Origin of the sequence: Bacillus sp. FSL R5-0434 (assembly GCF_038004745.1) — a bacterium.
In the GTDB taxonomy this organism is placed as follows: domain Bacteria; phylum Bacillota; class Bacilli; order Bacillales; family Bacillaceae; genus Bacillus; species Bacillus halotolerans.
The window spans coordinates 1,124,819-1,147,743 of record NZ_JBBORV010000001.1; the positions used below are offsets into that span (position 1 = coordinate 1,124,819).

Below are 22,925 nucleotides of genomic sequence, written 5' to 3' on the forward strand. Positions count from 1 at the left end.
ATATTCGATAAAATATAAACAGATAAAAAGAGAGGGGTCTTCTAATTTGGGAGCAGAGTTTTTAGTAGGCAGGTCCGGGAGTGGAAAAACGAAGCTGATCATCGACAGCATTCAAGATGAACTGCGCCGGGCTCCATTCGGGAAACCGATCATTTTTCTAGTCCCGGATCAAATGACGTTTTTAATGGAATACGAGCTTGCTAAAACGCCTGATACGGGCGGCATGATTCGTGCTCAAGTCTTCAGCTTTTCACGACTGGCCTGGCGCGTCCTCCAGCATACGGGAGGAATGAGCAGGCCGTTTCTTACGAGCACGGGCGTACAGATGCTCCTGCGGAAGCTCATTGAAGAGCACAAACAGGAGTTTAAAGTCTATCAAAAAGCAAGTGATAAAAGCGGTTTTACCGCACAGGTAGAACGGATGCTGACTGAGTTTAAGAGATACTGTCTGGAACCGGAAGATATTCGACGGATGGCGGATAGCGGAACAGCTTCCGAGTATCGGGGGGAACGTATTTTATCTGAAAAGCTTCATGATTTATCGATCCTGTACCAGCAGATGGAAAAAAGCCTTGAGGATCAGTATCTTCATTCTGAGGATTATTTGACACTATTGGCAGAGCATATCCCGCAGGCGGAAGATTTGAAAGGGGCACATGTCTATGTAGACGGCTTTTATCAGTTTACACCGCAGGAATTCAGGGTGTTAGAGCAGCTTATGCTTCAGGCAGAGCATATCACGTTTTCACTCACAGCGGACAAGCCGTCACATGAGGGGGAGCCGCAGGAACTTGATTTGTTCAGAATGACGGGAAAAACGTATTATCGCCTCCACCAGACGGCAAAGGAACTGAATCTGGACATCACCTATAAAGAGCTTGATGAATCAAAGCGGCACAAGCGCGCACCGGAATTAGCCCATTTAGAAGCACAGTATGAAGCGCGTCCGGTTATTCCGTTTACTGAGAAACAAGAGGCTTTTACCGTGATGCAGGCCGCTAACAGACGAGCAGAGCTGGAAGGTATTGCCCGGGAAATCCACAGCCTTGTCAGAGAGAAGGGCTACCGTTACAAGGATATGGCGATTCTAGCGCGTCAGCCGGAAGACTATAAGGATATGGTCAAGGAAGTATTTGCAGATTACGAGATTCCTTATTTTATTGACGGGAAAACATCTATGCTGAACCACCCGTTAGTAGAATTTATCCGGTCAAGCCTTGACGTATTAAAGGGAAATTGGCGTTATGAAGCGGTGTTCCGCTGCGTGAAAACCGAACTGTTATTCCCGCTTAACCAGCCGAAGGCCAAGGTAAGAGAGCAGGTTGATCAGCTGGAGAATTACTGTATCGCTTACGGGATCAAAGGCGATCGCTGGACAAAGGATGATCGTTTCCATTACAGACGTTTTGTGTCGTTAGATGATGAATTTGCGCAGACCGATCAAGAAATCGAAATGGAAAACATGCTGAATGACACGCGCGATTGGATTGTTCCGCCGCTGTTCCAGCTGCAGAAACGAATGAAAAAAGCAAAAACGGTTCAAGAGAAGGCGGAGGCGCTTTACCGTTATTTAGAAGAGACAGATGTGCCGCTGAAGCTGGATCAGGAAAGACAGCGGGCTGAGGAAGACGGCAGAATCATTGAAGCACAGCAGCACCAGCAGGCGTGGGATGCAGTCATTCAGCTGCTTGAGGAGTTTGTGGAAATGATGGGCGAAGATGAAATTTCTCTCGATTTGTTTCAGCAAATGATGGAGACCGGTGCAGAGTCGCTGACATTCTCTCTCATCCCTCCGGCGCTTGATCAGGTGTTTGTCGGCAATATGGATTTGTCCAGAATATACGGCACCTCATGCACCTTTGTGATCGGGGCAAACGACGGCGTCCTGCCGGCTCGCCCTGACGAAAACGGGGTGCTGTCGGATGATGATCGTGAGTGGCTGAAGACGATAGGTATTGAGCTTTCCTCCGGCGGGCGGGAGCGTCTGCTTGATGAGCATTTCCTCATCTATATGGCGCTTTCAAGCCCGTCTGACCGCCTTTATGTGACGTATCCGATTGCTGATGCGGAAGGGAAAACGCTTTTGTCGTCGATTGTAATCAAGCGGCTGGAAGAACTGTTTCCGCAGCATCGTGAGCGTCTATTGACAAATGAACCGGAGCAGGTCAGCGATGAGGAACAGCTTATGTACCTTGTCAATAAAAGCGTGGCACAATCATACACCGCTAGCCAGCTCAGATTATGGACGAGGGAATATGAAATCAGCGACGTATGGTGGAGCGCGTACAATGCGCTGATGAATGAACCTGACAGGCTGGAGTCGAAAAAGCTTTTCTCAAGCCTGTTTTTCCGAAATGAAGTCAAGCAGCTTGAACGCTCTGTATCGAGACAGCTCTATGGTGAACGCATTCAAGGGAGCGTGTCGAGGATGGAAACCTTTAACGCTTGTCCGTTCTCCCATTTTGCGTCTCACGGGCTGCATCTGAAGGAACGTCAATTTTTCAAGCTTGAAGCACCGGATATCGGGCAGCTCTTTCATTCGAGTTTAAAACTGATTTCAGACCGGCTGCGCGAGCACAAAATAGATTGGCGCGACCTAACGAAGGAGCAGTGCGAGCTGTTTTCTTATGATGCGGTCGAGCGGCTGGCGCCGAAACTGCAAAAAGAAATTCTGCTCAGTTCAAACAGACATTATTACGTGAAGGAAAAACTGCAAAAAATTGTGACACGCGTGTCCGGCATTTTAAGCGAGCATGCAAAAGCGAGCGGATTCGTGCCGATCGGCCTTGAATTGGGCTTTGGCGGAAAGGGCCCGCTCCCGCCGCTTACCTTTAAGCTGAAAAACGGCTGTACGATGGAGCTCGTCGGGCGGATTGACCGCGTGGATAAAGCGGAAAGCTCTAAAGGCCTGCTCCTCCGAATTGTCGACTATAAATCCAGCGATAAAGGCCTTGACTTGGCGGAAGTGTATTACGGACTTGCGCTGCAAATGCTGACGTATCTGGATTTATCGATTACACATTCGTTAGACTGGCTAGGAATGAAAGCCACGCCGGCCGGAGTGCTGTATTTCCATATTCATGACCCGATGATACAATCGAATCTTCCGCTCGGACTTGATGAAATTGAACAGGAAATTTTTAAGAAATTTAAGATGAAGGGCCTCCTCCTCGGTGATCAGGAAGCGATTCGCCTCATGGATACAACCCTTCAAGAAGGAAGATCAAATATCATCAATGCGGGCCTGAAGAAAGACGGCTCACTCAGATCGGATTCAGCGGCAGTCGGTGAAAAAGAATTTGAGCTGTTGACGAAGCATGTGCGCCGCACCTTCCAAGAAGCAGGCGAGCAAATCACTGACGGGCGCGTATCCATTGAGCCGTATAAAATGAAGAACAAGACGCCTTGCACATACTGTGCGTTCAAATCAGTATGCCAATTTGATGAATCATTAGAAGAAAACGAGTATCGTCTGTTAAAGGCCGAAAAGGACAAGACGGTACTTGATTGGATAAAGAAGGAGGCTGATGGCAATGAACATTCCTAAACCGGCAGACAGCACATGGACAGATGACCAGTGGAATGCCATCGTCTCAACCGGCCAGGATATCCTTGTGGCAGCGGCGGCAGGCTCCGGTAAAACCGCTGTTCTTGTCGAAAGAATGATCCGGAAAATCACGGCGGAAGAAAATCCGATTGATGTAGACCGGCTTCTCGTTGTCACCTTTACAAACGCCTCAGCGGCAGAGATGAAACACCGGATCGCGGATGCACTGGAAAAAGAGCTGGTGAAACGCCCAGGATCACTGCATATCCGACGCCAGCTGTCGCTGTTAAACCGGGCCAGCATTTCAACGCTTCATTCGTTTTGCCTGCAGGTGCTGAAAAAATATTACTACCTGATTGATCTTGATCCGGGCTTTCGGATTGCTGATCAGACAGAAGGCGAGCTTCTCGGGGACGAGGTGCTTGATGAGCTGTTTGAGGATGAATATGCAAAGGGTGATAAGGCGTTCTTTGAGCTTGTCGACCGCTACACGACTGACCGGCATGACTTAGATCTGCAATATCTCGTGAAACAGGTGTACGAGTATTCCCGTTCCCATCCTGATCCGGAGACATGGCTGAAAAGCTTTGTTCATTTGTATGATGTAACAGAAAAGAGCGCGATCGAGGAACTGCCGTTTTATCCGTATGTACAAGAAGATATTGCGATGGTGCTGGACGGAGCAAAGGAAAAGCTGCAGCGTGCCCTTGAGCTGACAATAGCGCCGGGCGGACCTGCGCCGCGCGCTGAAAATTTTCTCGATGATCTCGCGCAGATTGATGACCTGATTCAGCATCAGGATGACTTCAATGAACTTTATCAACGCGTGCCCGCTGTCTCCTTTAAGCGTGCTAAAGCGGTGAAAGGGGACGAGTTCGATCCCGTCTTGCTTGATGAAGCGACAGACTTAAGAAATGGCGCCAAAAAACTGCTTGAAAAACTTAAAACCGATTACTTCACCAGAAGCCCGGAGCAGCATGTAAAAAGTTTGGCTGACATGGAGCCTGTCATTGAAACACTCGTCCAGCTTGTTATCAGCTACGGGAAACGGTTTGAAGCCGCGAAGCAGGAGAAATCGCTTATCAATTTTTCTGATTTGGAGCATTATTGCCTGTCCATCTTGACCGCTGTGAACGAAAAAGGCGAACGTGAGCCGAGTGAGGCGGCAAGATTTTATCAAGAGCAGTTTCATGAGGTGCTTGTCGATGAATATCAGGATACCAACCTGGTGCAAGAATCCATTCTTCAGCTCCTCACAAGCGGGCCGGAAGAGACAGGCAACCTGTTTATGGTAGGAGATGTCAAACAGTCGATTTATCGATTCAGGCTTGCGGAGCCGCTTCTTTTTCTTTCAAAGTACAAACGGTTTACAGAGAGCGGAGAAGGTACGGGCCGGAAAATCGACTTGAACAAAAACTTTCGAAGCAGGGCTGATATTTTAGACAGCACAAACTTCTTGTTCAAACAGCTGATGGGCGGCAAAATCGGCGAGGTCGATTATGATGAACAGGCTGAGCTGAAACTCGGAGCGGCGTATCCGGAAAACAACGAAACGGAAACAGAGCTGCTGCTGATTGACAAGTCAGAGGAGGCGGACGCAGGCGAGGAAGCGGAAGAGCTGGAAACGGTGCAGTTCGAAGCTAAAGCGATCGCTAAAGAAATACGCAAGCTGATCTCATCGCCATTTAAAGTATATGACGGGAAAACGAAGACACATCGCAATATTCAATACCGCGATATCGTGATTTTGCTGCGATCGATGCCGTGGGCGCCGCAAATCATGGAGGAACTGCGAGCTCAGGGCATACCGGTTTACGCCAATTTAACATCAGGATACTTTGATGCGGTAGAAGTGTCTGTGGTGCTTTCTGTCCTGAAGGTGATTGATAACCCGTATCAGGATATTCCGCTTGCTTCCGTTCTGCGTTCACCGATTGTCGGTGCTGACGAGAACGAGCTGTCTTTGATCCGGCTTGAAAACAAAAAGGCGCCGTACTATGAAGCAATGAAAGACTATCTGGCAGCCGGCGACCGAAACGATGAGCTCTATCAAAAGCTGCAAACGTTTTACGGACATTTGCAAAAGTGGCGCGCTTTTTCGAAAAACCATTCGGTGTCAGAGCTGATCTGGGAAGTGTACCGCGACACAAAATATATGGATTATGTCGGCGGGATGCCCGGCGGAAAACAGCGCCAGGCTAACTTGCGTGTCCTTTATGACCGGGCGCGCCAATATGAATCGACGGCATTTCGCGGCCTGTTTCGATTCTTGAGGTTTATCGAACGCATGCAGGAACGCGGCGATGATCTGGGAACGGCGAGAGCGTTGACCGAACAGGAGGATGTTGTCCGTTTGATGACGATTCACAGCAGCAAAGGGCTCGAATTTCCAGTCGTCTTCACAGCGGGACTCGGCCGGAATTTCAACATGATGGATCTCAACAAATCCTACCTGCTGGACAAGGAGCTTGGGTTTGGCACGAAATTTATCCATCCAGAATGGCGCATCAGCTATCCGACGCTTCCGCTCATCGCGATGAAGAAAAAAATGCGCAGGGAATTGCTGTCTGAGGAATTGCGTGTCCTCTATGTTGCTTTAACGAGGGCAAAGGAAAAGCTGTTTCTTGTAGGCTCATGCAAGGATCATCAGAAACAGCTGGCAAAATGGCAGGCATCCGCGTCCCAAGCTGACTGGCTTCTGCCGGAATTTGACCGCTATCAGGCGAAAACGTATTTGGATTTCATCGGACCTGCTCTTGTCAGACACAGAGACTTGGAGTCTTTAGCTGAGGGCGGTACGGCAGCGGTTTCTGATATATCAGGCCATCCGGCCCGCTTTGCTATTCAAATGATTCATTCATATGATCTGCTTGATGATGAGCTGGAAGAGAGACTGGAAGAAAAAAGCGAACGCCTTGAAGCGATCCGCCGTGGTGAACCGGTTCCCGGCCCGTTTGCATTTGAGGAAAAAGCTCGGGAGCGGCTGGTCTGGAAGTATTCGCATCACGAGGTGACACAAATTCGCACGAAGCAGTCCGTTTCTGAGATTAAGAGAAGAAGAGAGTACGAAGACGAATACAGCGGACGGGCGCCCGTTAAACCGGCTGATGGAAGCATTCTGTACAGACGCCCGGCTTTCATGATGAAAAAAGGCCTGACAGCAGCAGAAAAAGGAACAGCTATGCATACGGTCATGCAGCATATTCCGCTGACACATGTGCCGACGATAGAAGAAGCGGAACGGACAGTGCAGCATCTTTATGAAAAAGAGCTGCTCACCGAAGAACAGCAATCCGCTATCAATATCGAGGAAATCGTTCAATTTTTCCATACGGAAATTGGCGAAAAACTGATCGGCGCTAAATGGAAGAACCGCGAAGTTCCATTCAGTTTGGCGCTTCCGGCAAAAGAGATTTATCCTGATGCGAAAGAGGCGGATGAGCCGCTATTGGTGCAGGGGATCATCGATTGTCTCTACGAAACAGAGGATGGCTTATATTTGCTGGACTATAAAACAGACCGAATTGAGGGTAAATTCCAGCACGGCTTTGAAGGAGCAGCCCCGATCCTGAAAAAGAGATATGAAACGCAAATTAAGCTGTACACAAGGGCCGTTGAACAAATTGCTCAAACGAAGGTAAGAGGGTGTGCGCTTTATTTCTTTGACGGAGGGCACATTCTGACTTTATAACGAGATCCATAAGCTCCGGGAATTCAGACGGAGCGGATCTCGTTTTCTATACAAAAGAGAGGTGAACGCATTTGCGGATTTTACATACGGCTGACTGGCATCTAGGAAAAACCCTTGAAGGAAGAAGCAGGCTGAGTGAACAGGCGGATGTATTGGACGAACTGAATACAATCGTAAAGGAAGAGCAGATCGATGCTATTGTGATGGCGGGAGACGCGTTTGATACCGTGAACCCGCCGGCTTTAGCCGAGCAGTTATTTTATGAAAGCCTGTCCGCTCTCAGTGACAGAGGAAAGCGCCCGATCGTTGTCATTGCCGGAAACCATGATAATCCTGACAGATTGTCCGCTGCTTCACCGCTGACACATGAGAACGGCATTTATTTAATCGGCTATCCGACAACTGAACCGCTTCATATAGAAGTGCCTTCAGCAGGTGAGCTTTTGGCTGTCGGAGCGCTGGCATATCCGTCTGAGGCACGGTTAAATGAAGTTCTTTCCGATACATTTGATGAGAAACTTCTCCGTGATCACTATGATGTGAAAATCAGGCAGGCGTTTGAACAGATTACAAGCCGCTTCCGAAAAGACGCCGTAAAGATTGCCGCCAGCCATATTTATGTTGCGGGCGGCAACCAAACGGACTCGGAGCGGCCGATTGAAGTCGGCGGCGCTTATACGGTGGCCGCTGAAAGCCTGCCGGCGGATGCCGCTTACGTGGCGCTTGGCCATTTGCATCGGCCGCAAACGATTAAACGGGCGCGAACGCTTGCGCGGTATTCTGGATCTCCGCTGGCCTACAGCTTTTCTGAGGCAGGCTACGCCAAATCGGTGACCATTGTAGACGCAAAGCCTGGCGAAGAGGCCTCATGGCATGAGGTTTTATTATCAAGCGGCAAGTCTCTCGTGAAATGGAAAGCGCAAAATGGTTTAAGCGAGGTATACAGCTGGCTCGATGAAGGCAGGGATCAGAATGCCTGGATTGATCTTGAAATCCGTGTGACGGACCAGCTGTCACTTGAAGACATTCACAGACTGCGAAAAGCACATCCGGGCTTTATCCATATCAGGCCGGTCTTTGAAGAACAAAATAGTGAGCGCGAACGGATCGAGGTTAAGCATGTGTCCATCGAAGACCGTTTTAAGAAATTTTATGAAAAACAGACAGGCGGCGCAGTGCCGGATGATGAAATGGTGAAGCTGTTTTTAGAGCTTGCATCAGGCGCAGAAGATGAGGAGGAAGCAAGATGAAGCCGATCGCCTTAACGATAAAAGGGCTCCACAGCTTTAGGGAGGAGCAGACGATAGATTTTGACAGCCTTTCCGGTGCGGGTGTCTTCGGTATTTTCGGGCCGACAGGAAGCGGTAAATCCTCGATCCTTGATGCGATGACCCTTGCTTTATACGGAAAGGTAGAGCGGGCGGCGAACAATACGCACGGGATCTTAAACCATGCGGAAGATTCGCTGACTGTTTCCTTTACCTTTGCGCTTCAGACCAATCATCAAACCTCTTACAAAGTCGAGCGTGTGTTTAAGAGAACGGATGAAATGAAAGTGAAAACAGCGCTTTGCCGTTTCATCGAGATCAAGGATGAGCAAACTGTGCTTGCTGATAAGGCCAATGAAGTGAACAAAAGAGTCGAGGAGCTCTTGGGGCTGACCATCGACGACTTTACGAGAGCGGTTGTGCTGCCGCAAGGGAAGTTTGCTGAATTTCTTTCCTTAAAAGGGGCGGAACGCAGGCATATGCTTCAGCGTTTATTCAATTTGGAACAGTATGGAGACCGCCTTGTGAAAAAGCTGAGACGGCAGGCGCAGGAAGCCAATGCGAGAAAAAACGAAATGCTTGCAGAGCAATCGGGTCTCGGCGAGGCGAGTTCAGAAGCGGTTGAACAAGCTGAACAAGCGGTTGAACAAGCGGAAGCCAAACTGGAATCAGTGAGAAAAAATCGTGATCAAATAAAAGAACGGTTTGCGGAGCATCAAGAGATCTGGAATGTCCAAAAGGAAAAAATCGTTTATGAAGCAGAGAAAAAGCAGCTTGAAGAGAAAGAACCGCATGTCGGCAGCATGCAAAAACGCCTGGCGGAAGCGGAAACAGCAGCCGCTTTAAAGCCGTATGCGGACCGATACTTGGAAGCGGTACAGCATGAGGAGAAGGCCGCGAGGGAAGAAGTGCTTGCCCAAAAGGATTTAACAGAACGCACCGCTTTCTTTCAGCAAAAGAATGGAGAATATGAAGCGTGGCGCCGCCATAAAAGCGAGAAAGAGCCAGAGCTTTTAGCTGAGCAGGAACAGCTCTTCCGCTTGCAGGAGATCGAAATCAAATTGAGAGAGGCCCAGCAGGAGGCAGAGCGCAAACAGGCTGAACTTCAGCAGAAGGCCGAAAATCTTCAATCTGTCATGAAGGAATTAGAAACCGTAACTGACCGTCTTACAAGGGGACAAAACAGACAGACGGAATTAAAACAGCAGCTCAAAACCTTGCAGGTAACCACTGATGAGCGGAAAAGCTGCCAGCAGGCCGCTGAAATGGCTTTGCGGATCAGACAGACTGAGGAGCAGCTGGCAAAAGAGAAAAAACGCATTGACGCATTGAACCTTGTATTACAGAAGATGAATGAGGAAAAGAACACACTCGTTCAAAAGGCTGAAGCGGAAGAAAATAAAATCATACAGGCATATGAGGCTGTGCAAGCTGTGTATCATATGGTCTGCGAGACGGAACGATCCCTTACGCGTACTGCTGATCAGGCAAAACAGCGACAAAACACACTTCATACTCAGCGTGAGAAAGCAAGAATGGCAGCACTAACTAAAGAGTTATCGGAAAAACTGATTGCCGGAAAACCTTGCCCGGTCTGCGGTTCAACCGATCATGACCCGTCTGCCTCAGCACATGGGACATATGAGCCGGATCACAATGTTAAAGCAGAAATCAAACAGACAGAAGATTTGCTGTCAGAAACGGCGGCGCTCAGTCAGGAGGTTCTTTCTGCCAAAATCACACTTGAAGAGCAGTCCGCCCGCTTTCTCGAGCAGTGTCCGTTTTTGAAATCGATTCAAGCGCCGACTCTTGAGGCAGCTGCTTCCTGCGAGAATCAGCCGGTGCAGGAAGCTTTTCATGCCGCAAAAATTGAATGGAAGCAAATCAAACAGGACATCCTGTCAGTCAAAACACGAATGACCCAAATGATTGGCGCATATCAGGAATCATTAAAAAAAGTCGAGCAGCTTAATGAAAGAATGAGTTTTGAAAAAAGAGAGGCTGACCGTATTGGCAGCATGATCGCAGAGCTTCAGTCCTCGATGGACAGCCAGCAGAAGATGTTTCATGAAGCATTTGAAGGCCAATCCCTGGATGAAGCGGAAAAATGGCAGCAAGCCATTGAAGAAAAGGATCGGGCCGCGGAAGAGTGCGAGAAACGAATTGAACGCAGTATCGCTTTTCTTTCTGAGCATGAGTCACAAAAGGAGCGGCTGCGGGAATCGAGCCATCAGCTTGAAAGGGAAAAACTGGAGCTTCACTATGCCGCAGAACGTACGAAGGGCGTCGTAGCTGATTATAAGCAGGAACTCGGAGACTATGTAAAAGAGGATTCCATCCAAACGAAGCTCCGCTCAGTTCAGCAGGATCTGAAATGTTTAAAGGAAAAAGAACAATCTCTATATGAAGAGCTGCAAAGCGCCCAAATGATGCTCAATCAGGCAAAAAGCCGCGCTTCAGCAAGCGAGCATACGCTTAAGGAAGCGGAAGAAAGGTTGAAAAAAGCGGAAGCGGATTGGCTTGAACATGCGAAAAGCACCAGCTTTGTCCGGGCTGACGAGGTGGAGCGCAGTCTCATCCCAGCCGATGAGCTTGAAAAGATCAAAGGCAGCATTGACCAGTTTCTGGATAAATGTAAGCAAAATGCCGCAAACTTAAAACGTGTGTCTGATAAGCTCGCCGGCAGATCCTTATCCGAAAGTGAATGGAACGAAACCGTCACGTCCTTAAAAGAAGCCGAGGAGGCATTTGGGACTGCTATGGAAGAAAAAGGAGCGGCGGCCAAAGCGCTGGCTGTGATCCGCGACCATCACAAACGTTTCAATGAAATTGAAGCTGAGCTGAAAAAATGGCAGACCCATATCGACAGGCTGGACAAGCTTCAAGCGGTGTTTAAAGGCAATACGTTCGTTGAATTTTTAGCTGAGGAACAGCTTGAAAGTGTTGCACGGGATGCGTCAGCACGGCTCGGCGTGCTGACAAGACAGCGTTATGCCATTGAAGTGGATTCAGAAGGGGGATTTGTGATGCGGGATGATGCCAATGGAGGCGTTAAGCGCCCGGTATCAAGCTTGTCAGGAGGGGAGACCTTCCTTACCTCGCTTTCTCTTGCTCTCGCGCTGTCTGCGCAGATTCAGCTTCGCGGTGAATACCCGCTTCAGTTCTTTTTCTTGGATGAAGGGTTTGGAACGCTTGACCAAGATCTGCTTGATACGGTTGTCACCGCCTTGGAAAAACTGCAGTCAGACAATCTGTCTGTCGGCGTGATCAGCCATGTGCAGGAACTGCGGGCGCGGCTTCCGAAAAAGCTGATCGTACATCCGGCTGAACCTAGCGGACGCGGCACAAGGATAACACTTGAGATGATGTAAGGGGGCGCGGATGTGGCAAAACAGACTGTCGGGATATGTGAGCTATGCGGGCGGAGCGATGTCCAGCTGACAGAGCACCACCTCACACCGAAGGAAGAAGGCGGAACGTTCCTGCCGACTGCGATGCTTTGCATCCCTTGCCATAAACAGGTCCACGCCTTGTATACAAATCAGGAGCTGGCAGTTCGACTGTCCGGAATAGAAGCGCTCAGAAACGATCCGCAGCTTGCCCGGTTTGTTAAATGGATCAGAAAACAGCCGCCTGAAAAGCTGATTAAAATAAAGAAGTCCAATGAACGGAAAAAGAAAAAATAAAAAGCAGCCCTCTCTTTGCAGAGCGGCTGCTTTTTATCCGTTTCCAACCATATCCTGATCGCTGACATCGGGGTCTATATAATTTGTCGCGTTGACTACGTTGTTTAAAAGAAGGAAATCTCCCGTGTTTCCTGCTCCCGAACCGAGCGCAGATTTTGAAGAGCTTTTCGGAGAAAGGTAAAAGGAATCACCAAAGTTCACGACTCCGCCCGATATGGAATTGATAGCTATAGGCCCGACAATTGCTGGCATAGACGACACCCTTTATAGAAGTCTCTGTTTATTATATGCCCGTGCCGGACGATTGTGAGTTTGGAGGCAGAATCTGACGGATATGTTTAATCCGCGCGTCGCCGCGTACGACCGAAGCTGAGCCTGCGTGAAAGACGGAAGAGGATGAGACCCCTTGAATTTTGATGTTGCGGACATGGATGACAGGCACTTCATGGCAAAAAGCGGTTTGCACGCCCGTTTCCGGAAGAAGCTTCACAGCGTGCTGATCAAAAATAGGGTACTCCTTTCTGTTAAATGAGCCCTCATTTTCATAAAACGTTGAAAGCGAGCGCTGAACAGCGAGCACTTTTATTTTCATATCAATTTCGTTTGTATCGCCTGCTTGAAATACGCTTGATATACCGAGCGAGTTAAATTTAATCTGTCTGATGCGTGATATACGCTTAAGCATGATTCGACGGCAGCGGAGCAAACGGACCGATAATAAGAGATTCAGGCGGCGTATCAAAAATAGACGATAAATAGATGGATTCTGCGTCTCCAATTTGGAAAACAGAGGAACTGGATACACCGTTCATTCGGATATCTCCGACTTCCAGGCTACGGTTGACGACGGTAAAGATCATGCTTGCTCATCTCCTTTCATCTCGGAGGGGATATGTTCGAGAAAATGTTCCACAGCACGGATCACGTCACGCTTCACATGCTCAGCGATATGTTCCGCATATTGTTTGGGCGGCATGTTTTCTTCTTTTTTGATATGGGACATATAATAGTGAATCCGGCTGTCTATTTGTTTTCTGATGTCCTCAATTACATGATGCCGATTTGTGTCGTCAAGCCTGCTGTCATATTGGTTTTCTAGCTGCTCCAAAACAGCCGGGATTTCCTCGGTTAAGTACATGTCGACGTTCTGCCGGATTTGCTGCATGAGCTGGGCGCTCTCTTCCTGCTGCATCATTCCGATTTCCGGTGTAGTCTGGCTCACTTCAAAGTTTTGAACGCTGTTCGGGTCTGTCGGATTTAAACCGATATTCAGCGTGCCGTCGAGCCGTTCGATTTTCAGCTGATCAAATTTATATTCCACACGCTCAATGGTTGTGGCCGGCCGCTGTTTCATCGTATTCATTTCAGTTTGCATCTCTTTCAGCTGGCGTTCGAGCTGCTGAATATGCAGCGCCTGCTGCTGAACGAAGGAATTCAAATTTTGCAAGTAAGAGGAAATGGATTGATCATACATGTTCTTTCACCTCTCATCTTATTATTAACGGCCAGGGGGCTGGAGCGGCACCAATGATCCTGTATCGGGCCCTTCCGATTCAACCTGTTCCCCCGAAGCGGAAACCTCAGGTGCGGGTTCCACATAGCTGCCCGTATTATACAAGTTTGAAAGAGACTTAATAGATCCGGCGCTCCCGATTTGCAGTATGGAGGAGTTGCTGATTGATTCCAGCCGGAGATAGTTAATTTGGATGGTTTGATTGATATAAAAATTCATGAAGCACCGCTCCTTTACGCATTGCCTGCGATCGGCTGATCAACCACATCATTGTCGTACACATTCGTTGCGTTTTTATAATTCATCACCTTCAGACTGTCACCGGTATTAAAGCTGCCTGCCCCGGCAAACGTTCTGACCTCGGCTTGAGGAGAAATGGTAATGCAGTCTCCGATATGAACGACTCCGCTCGTACCGACCGCATTAATTTTAAACGCTCCGACAATTGCCGGCATACGAGCACATCCTTTGTTGGAAAATTGAAAAAAGGCAGGTGAAGTAAGGACAAGATTTGTTTCTGCTGGGCTATTCACGATAGCTTATGACAAACGCACATTTGTGTGAGAGAAAATTAAATGGGGACATGCCGGAGAGATTTACAAAAAAATCCGTTTGTTTTTTCCAGATGAAGGTTTAAACATTTCAGAAGCTGGGTATTGTCTATGGTCAAGCGGAAATGCGGCGATGCTGCCGCTGTCCGCCTGCGTGATTGTATATTGTTTTGCGTTGGTGTATGTGCAAAAGAGGTACAGGAAATGTCTTTCGGAGTAATTCGTGCTGCTGGAGTGTTATCTGCCGTGATGTTTCATGCTGATCCAGAAAGGGTCTGCTGTATTGTTCAACATGTTGTTTTCGGGCGGCAAATTCTCGACCTGAAGCATGTCTCAGGATGTTGATGAGCAATAGCGGCGGGTGAGGCGGGAAGCCTTTAAATACATATCATATGATCACACACGGGCGTTTTGCTCCCAAGAGGTGATTTCTTCTTTAATTCGAATATTGAGCAGACTGTCCAGCTCTTGGCTGCATTGAATCGTTTCTTTCGAATTCATACCGTATTTTTGTGCTGTTTCAATTAGCATAACTCTCATTTCTTCAATTTTTGTATTCATGAAACAATCTCCAATTCTAGATTTTATTTTGATGCATACTGGATATAGATAGTATAACCTATTCTGGCTGAAAAGGTTGCCTTTCGTCAATTTGACTAAAAAAGCGACAATTTTTGCTGCGGTCTTTTTGACTTGCTCTGGTGGAGAAAGGACTATAGTCTCGCCAGGTGTACTTGTAAAAAGTCCTGCCGCTCTTCGATTTCGCGCAGGATATTTGCTTGCTCCTTCTCTAATTGTAAGGGGCTTTTTTTCATATGCGGATCATCGCTTGCTCTTTGACAAATGTCAAAATGCCAGTCCCTGATAAACGGAGACAGACGGTCAATCGTAAACTCCCGGCTCAGCACGTTTTTCATTAGCGCGTGATATTGTGCCCGGAAAGCTGGGATGGAGAGAAGTCTTGACGCAAGTGTACGGCCGTTTGTCAATAGAGGGTCTTCTTCTGTAAATCCGTATGCGGCAAGCGCTTTTGTTTCCATTGGAGCGATGTGAAAGCGGCCGGCCTCGTTCAAACAAAAGCCGTAATAAAAGGCTTGGCGGGTGCAGGCGCTGCCGATCAGCCACAGGAAAAACAGCTTTACATCAAGATACATTTTAATTCGTTCGGCAAATTCGTCATCCTCCGCTGTACAGATCAGCTTGAGAAATTCACGTAAGTATGCGGTGCGCTGTCTGTTTTCAATGGAAGCTTCGTGTTTGAAAACAGACAGCGGAACCCTCGGATCGGTATCCTTCACTTCATAAATGGCTCCTTTCGGAAGCCGGCGATTCTCATCGAGCCCATCAATTTTCAAATAAATGCCTTCCCTTTGACCATTGATGATCAGAAAGATGTAAGAAGCATCCTGGGAAGCGACGCCGATTTGATGAAAAAAACAATAAGCAAGCCTGCGCCGCATCAGTGAAGGATCATCTTGTTCCGCATTCAGATAAAACTTTTTTTCACCGAGCGGAGACTGATCACAGTTTATTTCATAGGACGCCTTTTGCAGGCTGTCACGCTGTGTGAGAAGAATGGGAGAAACGATTCTGTCTGTCATCATCAGTCCTTTGGCAGTCCCCGTTCTGTTAAGCTGCTGCCGACGAAAAAATAAATGTATGCTTTCCATATTCTTTCCTCCTCCTCAGAAGCCATTTGTATGATATGTACAGCGAGCCAGTCCCGAAACGGGAATGAAAACACGCATTTGATAAAAAGGAATTTCAGCATTCGACAGAGAATAACTTGAAGTAGAACTCTGATTTAAAAGATGATGGAGGAATAACATGAAATTTGCGACAGGGGAACTTTACAACCGAATGTTTGTCGGCCTGATCATTGAAGATGACAAAATTATGGACTTGCAAAGGGCTGAAAAAAAACTGTTTGAACTTGAGACGATTCCGGGTTCGCTGATTGAGTGTATCGCAGAAGGGGATAAATTTGTTGCGCATGCAAGGCAGCTGGCCGAGTGGGCGAAGAAACCAAATGATGAGCTTGGATCATTTATTTACTCATTATCTGACGTGAAGCTCCATGCGCCTATTCCTAAGCCGTCAAAAAATATCATGTGCATCGGCAAAAACTATAGGGATCACGCAATTGAAATGGGCAGCGAGGCTGACATTCCGGAGCATCCGATGGTATTTACAAAATCGCCTGTAACAGTCACTGGCCACGGTGATGCGGTAAACAGCCATGAGGAGGTCACCTCTCAGCTCGATTACGAAGGAGAGCTTGCTGTCGTCATCGGAAAAAGCGGCACCCGCATTTCAAAAGAAGAAGCTTATGACCATATTTTCGGATATACGATTGTGAATGATATCACGGCGCGGGATCTGCAAAAAAGACATAAGCAGTTTTTTATCGGAAAAAGTCTGGATACGACATGTCCGATGGGACCTGTGCTTGTACATAAATCGTTAATTCCCGATCCAGAGCGCCTTAAGGTTGAAACGAGGGTCAACGGCGAGCTGCGCCAATCCGGCTCGGCAAGCGATATGATTTTCTCTGTCGCGGAATTAATCGAAACTCTTTCAATGGGGATGACGCTTGAAGCGGGGGACATCATTGCGACCGGCACGCCGTCTGGTGTAGGAAAAGGCTTTACACCGCCGAAATTTCTGCGGCGAGGCGATCAAATCGACATCACGATTGAACCCATCGGAACGCTGTCAAATCAAATCGGCTGATCATAAGGAGGGCGGCACAGGAACCGCCCGCTTTTTCTGTGAATCATCTTTGTAGCAAGGGACAAGTTCGTGGTACTATAAGTGGGGTAATGTTATCTGATAGGGGGAACATGTATGACACACATGCATATTACATCATGGGTGGTAGCGCTGATCCTGCTTTTCGTCAGCTACTCGCTGTATTCATCAGGAAGTGCGAAGGGCGCCAAAATCACTCATATGATTCTGCGGTTATTCTATATCCTAATTATTTTGACAGGTGCTGAGCTGTTTGTCCGTTTCGCCAACTGGAACGGGGAATACGCTGGAAAAATGCTGCTTGGCATTATCACCATCGGCCTGATGGAAATGCTATTGATCCGCAAGAAAAAAGAAAAATCAACTGGCGGACTGTGGATCGGCTTTATCATTGTCCTTGTGCTGACAGTGCTGCTCGGTCTTCATCTGCCGATTGGATTCCGATTATTTTAATAGAAAAAGCTTGAACCCGGTTCTAAAGAGAATCGGGTTTTTTTATATGGTTCCTCCCTGATATTCCAAATCATTTAAAATAACCTTAAAATTCCCTGTAAGCGGTATCTCGGCCTATGAAATTATGATACTCTTCAAAAAGATTCATTATTTTACAGGAGGGATAACATGAAACGAAGAAAATTCAGCTCTTTTTTGGCGGCAGTGCTCATTTTCGCACTGATCTTCAGCCTTTTTTCTCCAGGCACCAAAGCAGCTGCTGCCGGAACCATTGATGTAGCTGGTGTGCTGGAAAAAGGAAAAGAACAAACGGGAACCATGAAGGAACCGGAGCAGGCGAAATGGTATCAAGTGAATCCGGGAAAGGCAGATATTCAGAAAGACTCTCATATGGCACTGACTGTTAAGAGTGATGCTGTTCTGAATGTATCTGTCTACCCAAGCAAGGAAAAAGCGCTTAAAGATGAGACGTTTGACATGTACCGTTCCTACACAGCAGAGGATGGAAAGAGTGAAATTGTTTTTCCTTATGCATGGAGCGGCCCTTACTATGTAAAGGTTGAGAACCTTGGAGAAGAGGAAACGGAAGACGGAGGAAGCGCAGAAGCAGCTACCGAAGCCAAATATACGATTGGATATACAGGCACCAAAAAGCAGCCCTCAGATCTGGAAGAGGCAGAAGCCTGCCCGGTGGAAATGAGTGTCGATCAGAAAAAATCGGGAAAAGGCATTCTGGCAAAACTGAGAGCGATTCGTGATGAGCAGCTCAGCCAAACAGCAGAGGGCAAAGAACTGACAAGCCTTTACTACAAAGCGGCTCCATTTATTGCTGCAAAACTCGCACTCAATAAAACAGAGAGAAATGAAGTCTATCAAGATCTTGTGACGTTAAAACCGATGTTTGACGATGTGTCAGAAAATGGCGCAGCGTCTGCATATAAGGTAACCGAAAAGGATCAAAAAGCAATCAATCGGTTATATGAAACAGCTTTACAATCCGTTCCGTCTTTCCTGAAAGGGGATATAAAGAAACAGGCGGAGCGATTAAACATCACAAAGCTTGAGGGCAAGACGGCAGGAGCGGTTTTATCTGAAAACAGCCTGGCGGCAAAAAGCGAAGTTCAGACAACAAAGGTGATTTTTAAGGTAAAAGACAATAAAAGCCTCTCATCAGTACATAACGAAATGAAGGGCTTTTCTGCCAGCGCGCAATCGAAAAAAGACATTTCCAATGTGAATAAGGCAAAGAAACTGTTTGACAACCTCTACTCTTTTGAACTGCCGAAGGATCAAAAGCAAAGCGGGACATACACGGCAAGCGCAAAACGTGTGAAAAGCGCTGCCGCGACATTATCCCAAATGTCTAACGTAGAATTTGCTGAACCGGTTCAGGAATACAAAAGCATGTCTAACGACGTTCAGTACTCTTACCAGTGGCCGCTTAGAAACAATGGTGAAAACGGCGGCATCAAAAATGCAGATGTCAAATATGAGCCTGCCAGCACATTGCTGTCCAAGCGCAAGCTGAACGATACATTGATTGCGGTTGTGGACACAGGTGTAGACAGTACGCTTGCTGATTTAAAAGGGAAAGTAAGAACCGATCTGGGACACAATTTTGTGGGACGGAATAACAATGCAATGGATGATCAAGGGCATGGAACGCATGTCGCCGGCATTATCGCCGCCCAAAGTGATAACGGCTATTCCATGACTGGCCTGAACGCCAAAGCGAAAATTATACCGGTTAAGGTGCTTGATTCAACAGGCTCCGGAGATACTGAACAAATTGCCCTCGGCATCAAATACGCAGCTGACAAAGGAGCAAAGGTCATTAACTTAAGCTTAGGCGGAGGCTACAGCCGCGTGCTTGAATTTGCTTTGAAATACGCGGCTGACAAAAACGTCCTGATTGCGGCAGCCAGCGGAAATGACGGAGCCAATTCCTTATCTTACCCAGCTTCCTCTAAATATGTCATGTCAGTCGGAGCGACGAACCGCATGGATATGACAGCAGACTTTTCTAACTACGGGAAAGGTCTCGACATCAGTGCGCCGGGTTCTGATATCCCGAGCTTGGTGCCGAACGGAAATGTGACGTACATGAGCGGAACGTCCATGGCGACGCCTTATGCGGCAGCTGCGGCAGGGCTGCTGTTTGCGCAAAATCCGAAACTTAAAAGAACAGAAGTAGAGGAACTCCTGAAAAAGACAGCGGACGATATTTCCTTTGAAAGCGCCGACGGTGAAGAAGAGGAAATGTATGACGATAATGGCGATCCAATCGAAATTCCCCGCATTCCAGGAGTTGACTGGCATTCCGGATACGGCCGGCTGAATGTGATGCAGGCTGTCAGCGCTGTTGATTTACAGGTGAAGGTCAATAAGCTGGAAAGCACGCAAACAGCCGTCAGAGGAAAAGCGAAAGAAGGCACGCTGATCGAGGTGATGAACGGCAAGAAAAAACTCGGCAGTGCCAAAGCGGGAAAAGACGGTACATTTAAAGTCAGCATCCCGACTCAGAAACAAGATAAAGTCCTGCATGTGAAAGCCTCAAAAGGCGATGCAAAAACATCCATACAAGTGGTTGTCGTGAAAGGAAAACCATCCGGCACACCGAAAGTAAAGGCTGTCAAAACGAAAGACACAGCAGTAAAAGGCACGGCCAACAGCAAAGCGGTGATCAAAGTGAAAAACAAATCGAAAAAAGTGATCGCTTCTGGTAAAGCTGACGCAAAAGGTGCCTTTACGGTAAAAATCAAAAAACAAAAAGCCGGTACGGTGCTGTACGTCACGGCAGCTGATACGGATAAAAAAGAAAGCAAGGCTGTAAAGGTTGTTGTAGAAAAATAAAGAAAAAGCGGTGCTGAAGCACCGCTTTTTTATTTGCGTCCCCGCTGGACCGCTGAATACATAATGGAACGTTTTCCATCGGAAGCCGTCCATTCGAACCGGTCGCCAGCCGCTCCTCTGCTGTAATGGTGCTGCAGCGCGCATTGGGCGGTATCATTTGAAAAGTGATAAAAGGAAACACCCTGTTCCTCTGAGATATTTGAAAAGACCTCTTTATTATAAGAAAACACGCAATCGAATACCGATAAACCAAAGCTGTGCAAATGCTGCAAAAAAGCGAGAAAGGTTTCATCATCCAGCGAATCCAGAAGCGTCATAAGCGGACGTTTTACCGATTTTTCATAGCGTATGCATTCTCCGCCGGAAAGGGAGATGTCTTCTCCGCAACATGTCAGAACCATTTTGTCCTGGAAATCGGCCTGCTCCCACTTCCCTTCGCGCTGAATCCAGATCGGTCTGTTTTGAAGACTTTCCGCCAGCAGCACTTCACCTTCTTGGTTTTCGATTAAGCATATGCCGTCTTCGACCAGAATGGTGCCGTATTCCCATTTCTGTTCATCTTTATATAGAAATTGTTTTCGTTTCATAAATGAAGTGCTCTCCTTTTTTCTTCGTTCCTCTCTTTTCTTTCCAATACAAGCCTGTCCCATACAACTCTTTTGTGGACAAATCAACTATCTGTCTATAGATGCATAAACTTACTAAGGTGCTGAAAGAAACGAATTTGATACCGAAAGAAACGGGATTGGAGCTGATATCACATGTGTGGAATTACGGGTTGGGTCGACTTTAAAAAGCAGCTCGTCCAAGAAAAACAAACGATGAACAGAATGACAGACACTCTTTCCAAACGGGGGCCTGATGATTCTAACGTTTGGGGAGAGCACCATGTTTTATTCGGACATAAAAGGCTTGCGGTTGTTGATATTGAAGGCGGACGCCAGCCGATGGCATGCACCTATAAAGGGGATACGTACACAATTATTTACAATGGTGAGCTGTATAACACGGAAGATCTGCGCAAAGAGCTGCGGGCGCGGGGCCATCAGTTCGAGCGGACATCTGATACCGAGGTGTTGCTGCACAGCTACATTGAATGGCAGGAGAATTGTGTGGATCGCTTGAACGGCATTTTCGCCTTTGCCGTGTGGGATGAAAAGCGTGATCTGCTGTTTGCGGCGAGAGACCGTCTTGGCGTGAAGCCGTTTTTTTATACGGAGCAAGGCTCTTCTTTTCTCTTCGGATCAGAACTCAAAGCCATCCTCGCACACCCCGAGGTGAAGGCGCGGGTGGACAGAACGGGTCTCTCGGAAATTTTCGGGCTCGGACCGTCCAGGACCCCGGGGACAGGCGTGTTTAAAGGCATTAATGAAGTCCGTCCGGCCCATGCGCTGACGTTTTCTAAAGACGGACTGAACATATGGCGTTATTGGAATGTCAAAAGCGAGAAACATACGGACAGCTTTGAAGACAGTGTGGCCAATGTGAGATCGTTGTTTCAGGATGCGGTGACGCGGCAGCTAGTGTCGGATGTTCCGGTTTGTACGTTCCTATCCGGCGGACTTGATTCGAGTGCGATTACCGCCATTGCCGCAGGCCATTTTGAAAAGGAAGGAAAAGCCCCGCTTCATACTTATTCGATTGATTACGAAGAAAACGACAAATTTTTTCAAGCGAGCGCCTTTCAGCCGAATGACGACGGGCCGTGGATTGAAAAAATGACAGAGGCTTTCGGCACGACGCACCATAAATGCGTCATCAGCCAAAAAGATCTCGTCGATCATTTGGAGGAAGCCGTTCTGGTCAAAGACCTGCCGGGAATGGCTGATGTCGACTCATCCCTATTGTGGTTTTGCCGTGAAATCAAAAAGGACTTTGTCGTCAGCCTGTCAGGAGAATGCGCGGATGAGATTTTCGGCGGATATCCGTGGTTCCATACAGCAGACGTTGAGTCCGGTTTTCCATGGATGAGATCAACTGAAGAGCGGGTGAAGCTGCTCTCCGGTTCGTGGCAAAAAAAATTGAATTTGAAAGAATACGTACATGCAAAATACGAAGAAACCCTGGCCGAAACGCCGTTATTAGACGGTGAAACAGGTGAGGATAAAGCAAGGAGACAGCTGTTCTATTTAAATATGCTTTGGTTTATGACCAATCTTTTGGACCGGAAGGACCGCATGAGCATGGGGGCGAGCCTTGAGGTGCGGGTGCCGTTTGCAGATCATCGGCTCGTTGAATATGTCTGGAATATCCCATGGGAAATGAAAATGCATGACAACCGGGAAAAAGGCATTTTGCGAAAAGCGCTTGAAGGCATTTTGCCTGATGAAATCTTATATCGTAAAAAAAGTCCGTATCCGAAAACGCACCATCCTGAATATACAAAAGGCGTCAGCGAGTGGCTGAAAGCGATCAGGAGCCAAAAGGACTCCGTGCTCCATACCTTGCTGGACAGAAACCAATTGGATCAGCTTTTAGAGACGGAAGGCTCCTCCTTTCAGGTCCCATGGTACGGACAGCTGATGAAAGGACCGCAGCTGATCGCCCATCTTGCCCAAATTCATACATGGTTTGAGGCGTATCGGATTGATATTGACGAGAGGTAGGTTCTA

General features: G+C 47.7%; 18 protein-coding genes. 9 read left to right on the top strand and 9 right to left on the bottom strand.

Annotation, left to right across the window (positions count from 1 at the left end; all coding sequences use genetic code 11):
- Positions 1-46: 46 nt before the first annotated feature.
- The 5 genes from addB (at position 47) to NYE43_RS05800 (ending at position 12,192) form a co-directional block, all read left to right on the top strand.
- Positions 47-3,547 carry a helicase-exonuclease AddAB subunit AddB gene (gene addB / locus NYE43_RS05780; RefSeq protein WP_341061237.1) on the top strand — a complete coding sequence of 1,167 codons (3,501 nt, stop codon included), beginning with the start codon at positions 47-49 and terminating at the stop codon, positions 3,545-3,547.
- Positions 3,534-7,238 carry a helicase-exonuclease AddAB subunit AddA gene (gene addA, locus NYE43_RS05785; RefSeq protein ID WP_341061239.1) on the top strand — a complete coding sequence of 1,235 codons (3,705 nt, stop codon included), beginning with the start codon at positions 3,534-3,536 and terminating at the stop codon, positions 7,236-7,238. Before addB ends, addA begins: the two co-directional genes overlap by 14 nt.
- Positions 7,239-7,309: 71 nt before the next feature.
- Positions 7,310-8,488 (top strand): exonuclease subunit SbcD, encoded by a 1,179-nt coding sequence (gene sbcD, locus NYE43_RS05790; protein ID WP_103672327.1) that lies wholly within the window; start codon positions 7,310-7,312, stop codon positions 8,486-8,488.
- On the top strand, positions 8,485-11,877 hold the full coding sequence (sbcC, locus tag NYE43_RS05795; RefSeq protein ID WP_341061242.1) for an exonuclease subunit SbcC: 3,393 nt from the start codon (positions 8,485-8,487) through the stop codon (positions 11,875-11,877). Before sbcD ends, sbcC begins: the two co-directional genes overlap by 4 nt.
- Before the next feature lie 12 nt (positions 11,878-11,889).
- Positions 11,890-12,192 carry a hypothetical protein gene (locus tag NYE43_RS05800; protein WP_103672325.1) on the top strand — a complete coding sequence of 101 codons (303 nt, stop codon included), beginning with the start codon at positions 11,890-11,892 and terminating at the stop codon, positions 12,190-12,192.
- Positions 12,193-12,225: 33 nt separating this feature from the next.
- Here NYE43_RS05800 and NYE43_RS05805 read toward each other — a convergent pair whose 3' ends face one another.
- From NYE43_RS05805 to NYE43_RS05840, 8 genes are all read right to left on the bottom strand, one after another.
- Positions 12,226-12,444 (bottom strand): spore germination protein, encoded by a 219-nt coding sequence (locus NYE43_RS05805; RefSeq protein ID WP_095713669.1) that lies wholly within the window; start codon positions 12,442-12,444, stop codon positions 12,226-12,228.
- A gap of 31 nt (positions 12,445-12,475) precedes the next feature.
- A complete protein-coding gene (locus NYE43_RS05810) occupies positions 12,476-12,877 on the bottom strand; it encodes a spore germination protein GerPE (protein WP_095713668.1) in 402 nt (133 codons plus the stop codon).
- A complete protein-coding gene (gene gerPD / locus NYE43_RS05815; protein ID WP_024120844.1) occupies positions 12,870-13,052 on the bottom strand; it encodes a spore germination protein GerPD in 183 nt (60 codons plus the stop codon). Before gerPD ends, NYE43_RS05810 begins: the two co-directional genes overlap by 8 nt.
- Complete coding sequence (locus tag NYE43_RS05820) at positions 13,049-13,666, bottom strand: spore germination protein GerPC (RefSeq protein ID WP_326323262.1); 618 nt, start codon at positions 13,664-13,666, stop codon at positions 13,049-13,051. Before NYE43_RS05820 ends, gerPD begins: the two co-directional genes overlap by 4 nt.
- Before the next feature lie 24 nt (positions 13,667-13,690).
- The gene (locus tag NYE43_RS05825) at positions 13,691-13,924 is read right to left on the bottom strand and encodes a spore germination protein GerPB (RefSeq protein ID WP_024120846.1); all 234 of its coding nucleotides are present in this window, start codon (positions 13,922-13,924) and stop codon (positions 13,691-13,693) included.
- Positions 13,925-13,938: 14 nt separating this feature from the next.
- A complete protein-coding gene (locus tag NYE43_RS05830) occupies positions 13,939-14,160 on the bottom strand; it encodes a spore germination protein (RefSeq protein ID WP_010333672.1) in 222 nt (73 codons plus the stop codon).
- Between the two features lie 492 nt (positions 14,161-14,652).
- On the bottom strand, positions 14,653-14,817 hold the full coding sequence (locus tag NYE43_RS05835) for an aspartyl-phosphate phosphatase Spo0E family protein (RefSeq protein WP_106020581.1): 165 nt from the start codon (positions 14,815-14,817) through the stop codon (positions 14,653-14,655).
- A 152-nt stretch (positions 14,818-14,969) separates the two neighbouring features.
- Positions 14,970-15,926 (bottom strand): CotH kinase family protein, encoded by a 957-nt coding sequence (locus NYE43_RS05840; protein ID WP_326323263.1) that lies wholly within the window; start codon positions 15,924-15,926, stop codon positions 14,970-14,972.
- 157 nt (positions 15,927-16,083) lie between these two features.
- On the opposite strand from NYE43_RS05840, the gene NYE43_RS05845 reads away from it, so the two are divergent.
- From NYE43_RS05845 to NYE43_RS05855, 3 genes are all read left to right on the top strand, one after another.
- The gene (locus tag NYE43_RS05845; RefSeq protein ID WP_044156469.1) at positions 16,084-16,989 is read left to right on the top strand and encodes a fumarylacetoacetate hydrolase family protein; all 906 of its coding nucleotides are present in this window, start codon (positions 16,084-16,086) and stop codon (positions 16,987-16,989) included.
- Positions 16,990-17,103: 114 nt separating this feature from the next.
- On the top strand, positions 17,104-17,460 hold the full coding sequence (locus NYE43_RS05850) for a YisL family protein (RefSeq protein WP_095713666.1): 357 nt from the start codon (positions 17,104-17,106) through the stop codon (positions 17,458-17,460).
- A 168-nt stretch (positions 17,461-17,628) separates the two neighbouring features.
- Complete coding sequence (locus NYE43_RS05855; protein ID WP_341061249.1) at positions 17,629-20,313, top strand: S8 family peptidase; 2,685 nt, start codon at positions 17,629-17,631, stop codon at positions 20,311-20,313.
- Between the two features lie 29 nt (positions 20,314-20,342).
- Here the strand turns inward: NYE43_RS05855 and NYE43_RS05860 are convergent, their stop codons facing one another.
- On the bottom strand, positions 20,343-20,900 hold the full coding sequence (locus NYE43_RS05860) for a DUF2777 domain-containing protein (RefSeq protein WP_326323265.1): 558 nt from the start codon (positions 20,898-20,900) through the stop codon (positions 20,343-20,345).
- Between the two features lie 174 nt (positions 20,901-21,074).
- On the opposite strand from NYE43_RS05860, the gene asnB reads away from it, so the two are divergent.
- Positions 21,075-22,919 carry an asparagine synthase (glutamine-hydrolyzing) gene (gene asnB / locus NYE43_RS05865; RefSeq protein WP_326230787.1) on the top strand — a complete coding sequence of 615 codons (1,845 nt, stop codon included), beginning with the start codon at positions 21,075-21,077 and terminating at the stop codon, positions 22,917-22,919.
- The last annotated feature ends 6 nt before the right edge of the window (positions 22,920-22,925 follow it).

What these genes read in the sequence shown, in the direction of transcription:
- NYE43_RS05835 (WP_106020581.1), bottom strand. Translation starts at nt 14,817, where the DNA reads ATGAATACAAAAATTGAAGAAATGAGAGTTATGCTAATTGAAACAGCA.
- NYE43_RS05840 (WP_326323263.1), bottom strand. Translation starts at nt 15,926, where the DNA reads ATGGAAAGCATACATTTATTTTTTCGTCGGCAGCAGCTTAACAGAACG.
- NYE43_RS05805 (WP_095713669.1), bottom strand. Translation starts at nt 12,444, where the DNA reads ATGCCAGCAATTGTCGGGCCTATAGCTATCAATTCCATATCGGGCGGA.
- NYE43_RS05810 (WP_095713668.1), bottom strand. Translation starts at nt 12,877, where the DNA reads ATGCTTAAGCGTATATCACGCATCAGACAGATTAAATTTAACTCGCTC.
- NYE43_RS05820 (WP_326323262.1), bottom strand. Translation starts at nt 13,666, where the DNA reads ATGTATGATCAATCCATTTCCTCTTACTTGCAAAATTTGAATTCCTTC.
- asnB (WP_326230787.1), top strand. Translation starts at nt 21,075, where the DNA reads ATGTGTGGAATTACGGGTTGGGTCGACTTTAAAAAGCAGCTCGTCCAA.
- NYE43_RS05860 (WP_326323265.1), bottom strand. Translation starts at nt 20,900, where the DNA reads ATGAAACGAAAACAATTTCTATATAAAGATGAACAGAAATGGGAATAC.
- addA (WP_341061239.1), top strand. Translation starts at nt 3,534, where the DNA reads ATGAACATTCCTAAACCGGCAGACAGCACATGGACAGATGACCAGTGG.
- NYE43_RS05845 (WP_044156469.1), top strand. Translation starts at nt 16,084, where the DNA reads ATGAAATTTGCGACAGGGGAACTTTACAACCGAATGTTTGTCGGCCTG.
- sbcC (WP_341061242.1), top strand. Translation starts at nt 8,485, where the DNA reads ATGAAGCCGATCGCCTTAACGATAAAAGGGCTCCACAGCTTTAGGGAG.
- NYE43_RS05830 (WP_010333672.1), bottom strand. Translation starts at nt 14,160, where the DNA reads ATGCCGGCAATTGTCGGAGCGTTTAAAATTAATGCGGTCGGTACGAGC.
- NYE43_RS05825 (WP_024120846.1), bottom strand. Translation starts at nt 13,924, where the DNA reads ATGAATTTTTATATCAATCAAACCATCCAAATTAACTATCTCCGGCTG.
- NYE43_RS05850 (WP_095713666.1), top strand. Translation starts at nt 17,104, where the DNA reads ATGACACACATGCATATTACATCATGGGTGGTAGCGCTGATCCTGCTT.
- NYE43_RS05855 (WP_341061249.1), top strand. Translation starts at nt 17,629, where the DNA reads ATGAAACGAAGAAAATTCAGCTCTTTTTTGGCGGCAGTGCTCATTTTC.
- gerPD (WP_024120844.1), bottom strand. Translation starts at nt 13,052, where the DNA reads ATGATCTTTACCGTCGTCAACCGTAGCCTGGAAGTCGGAGATATCCGA.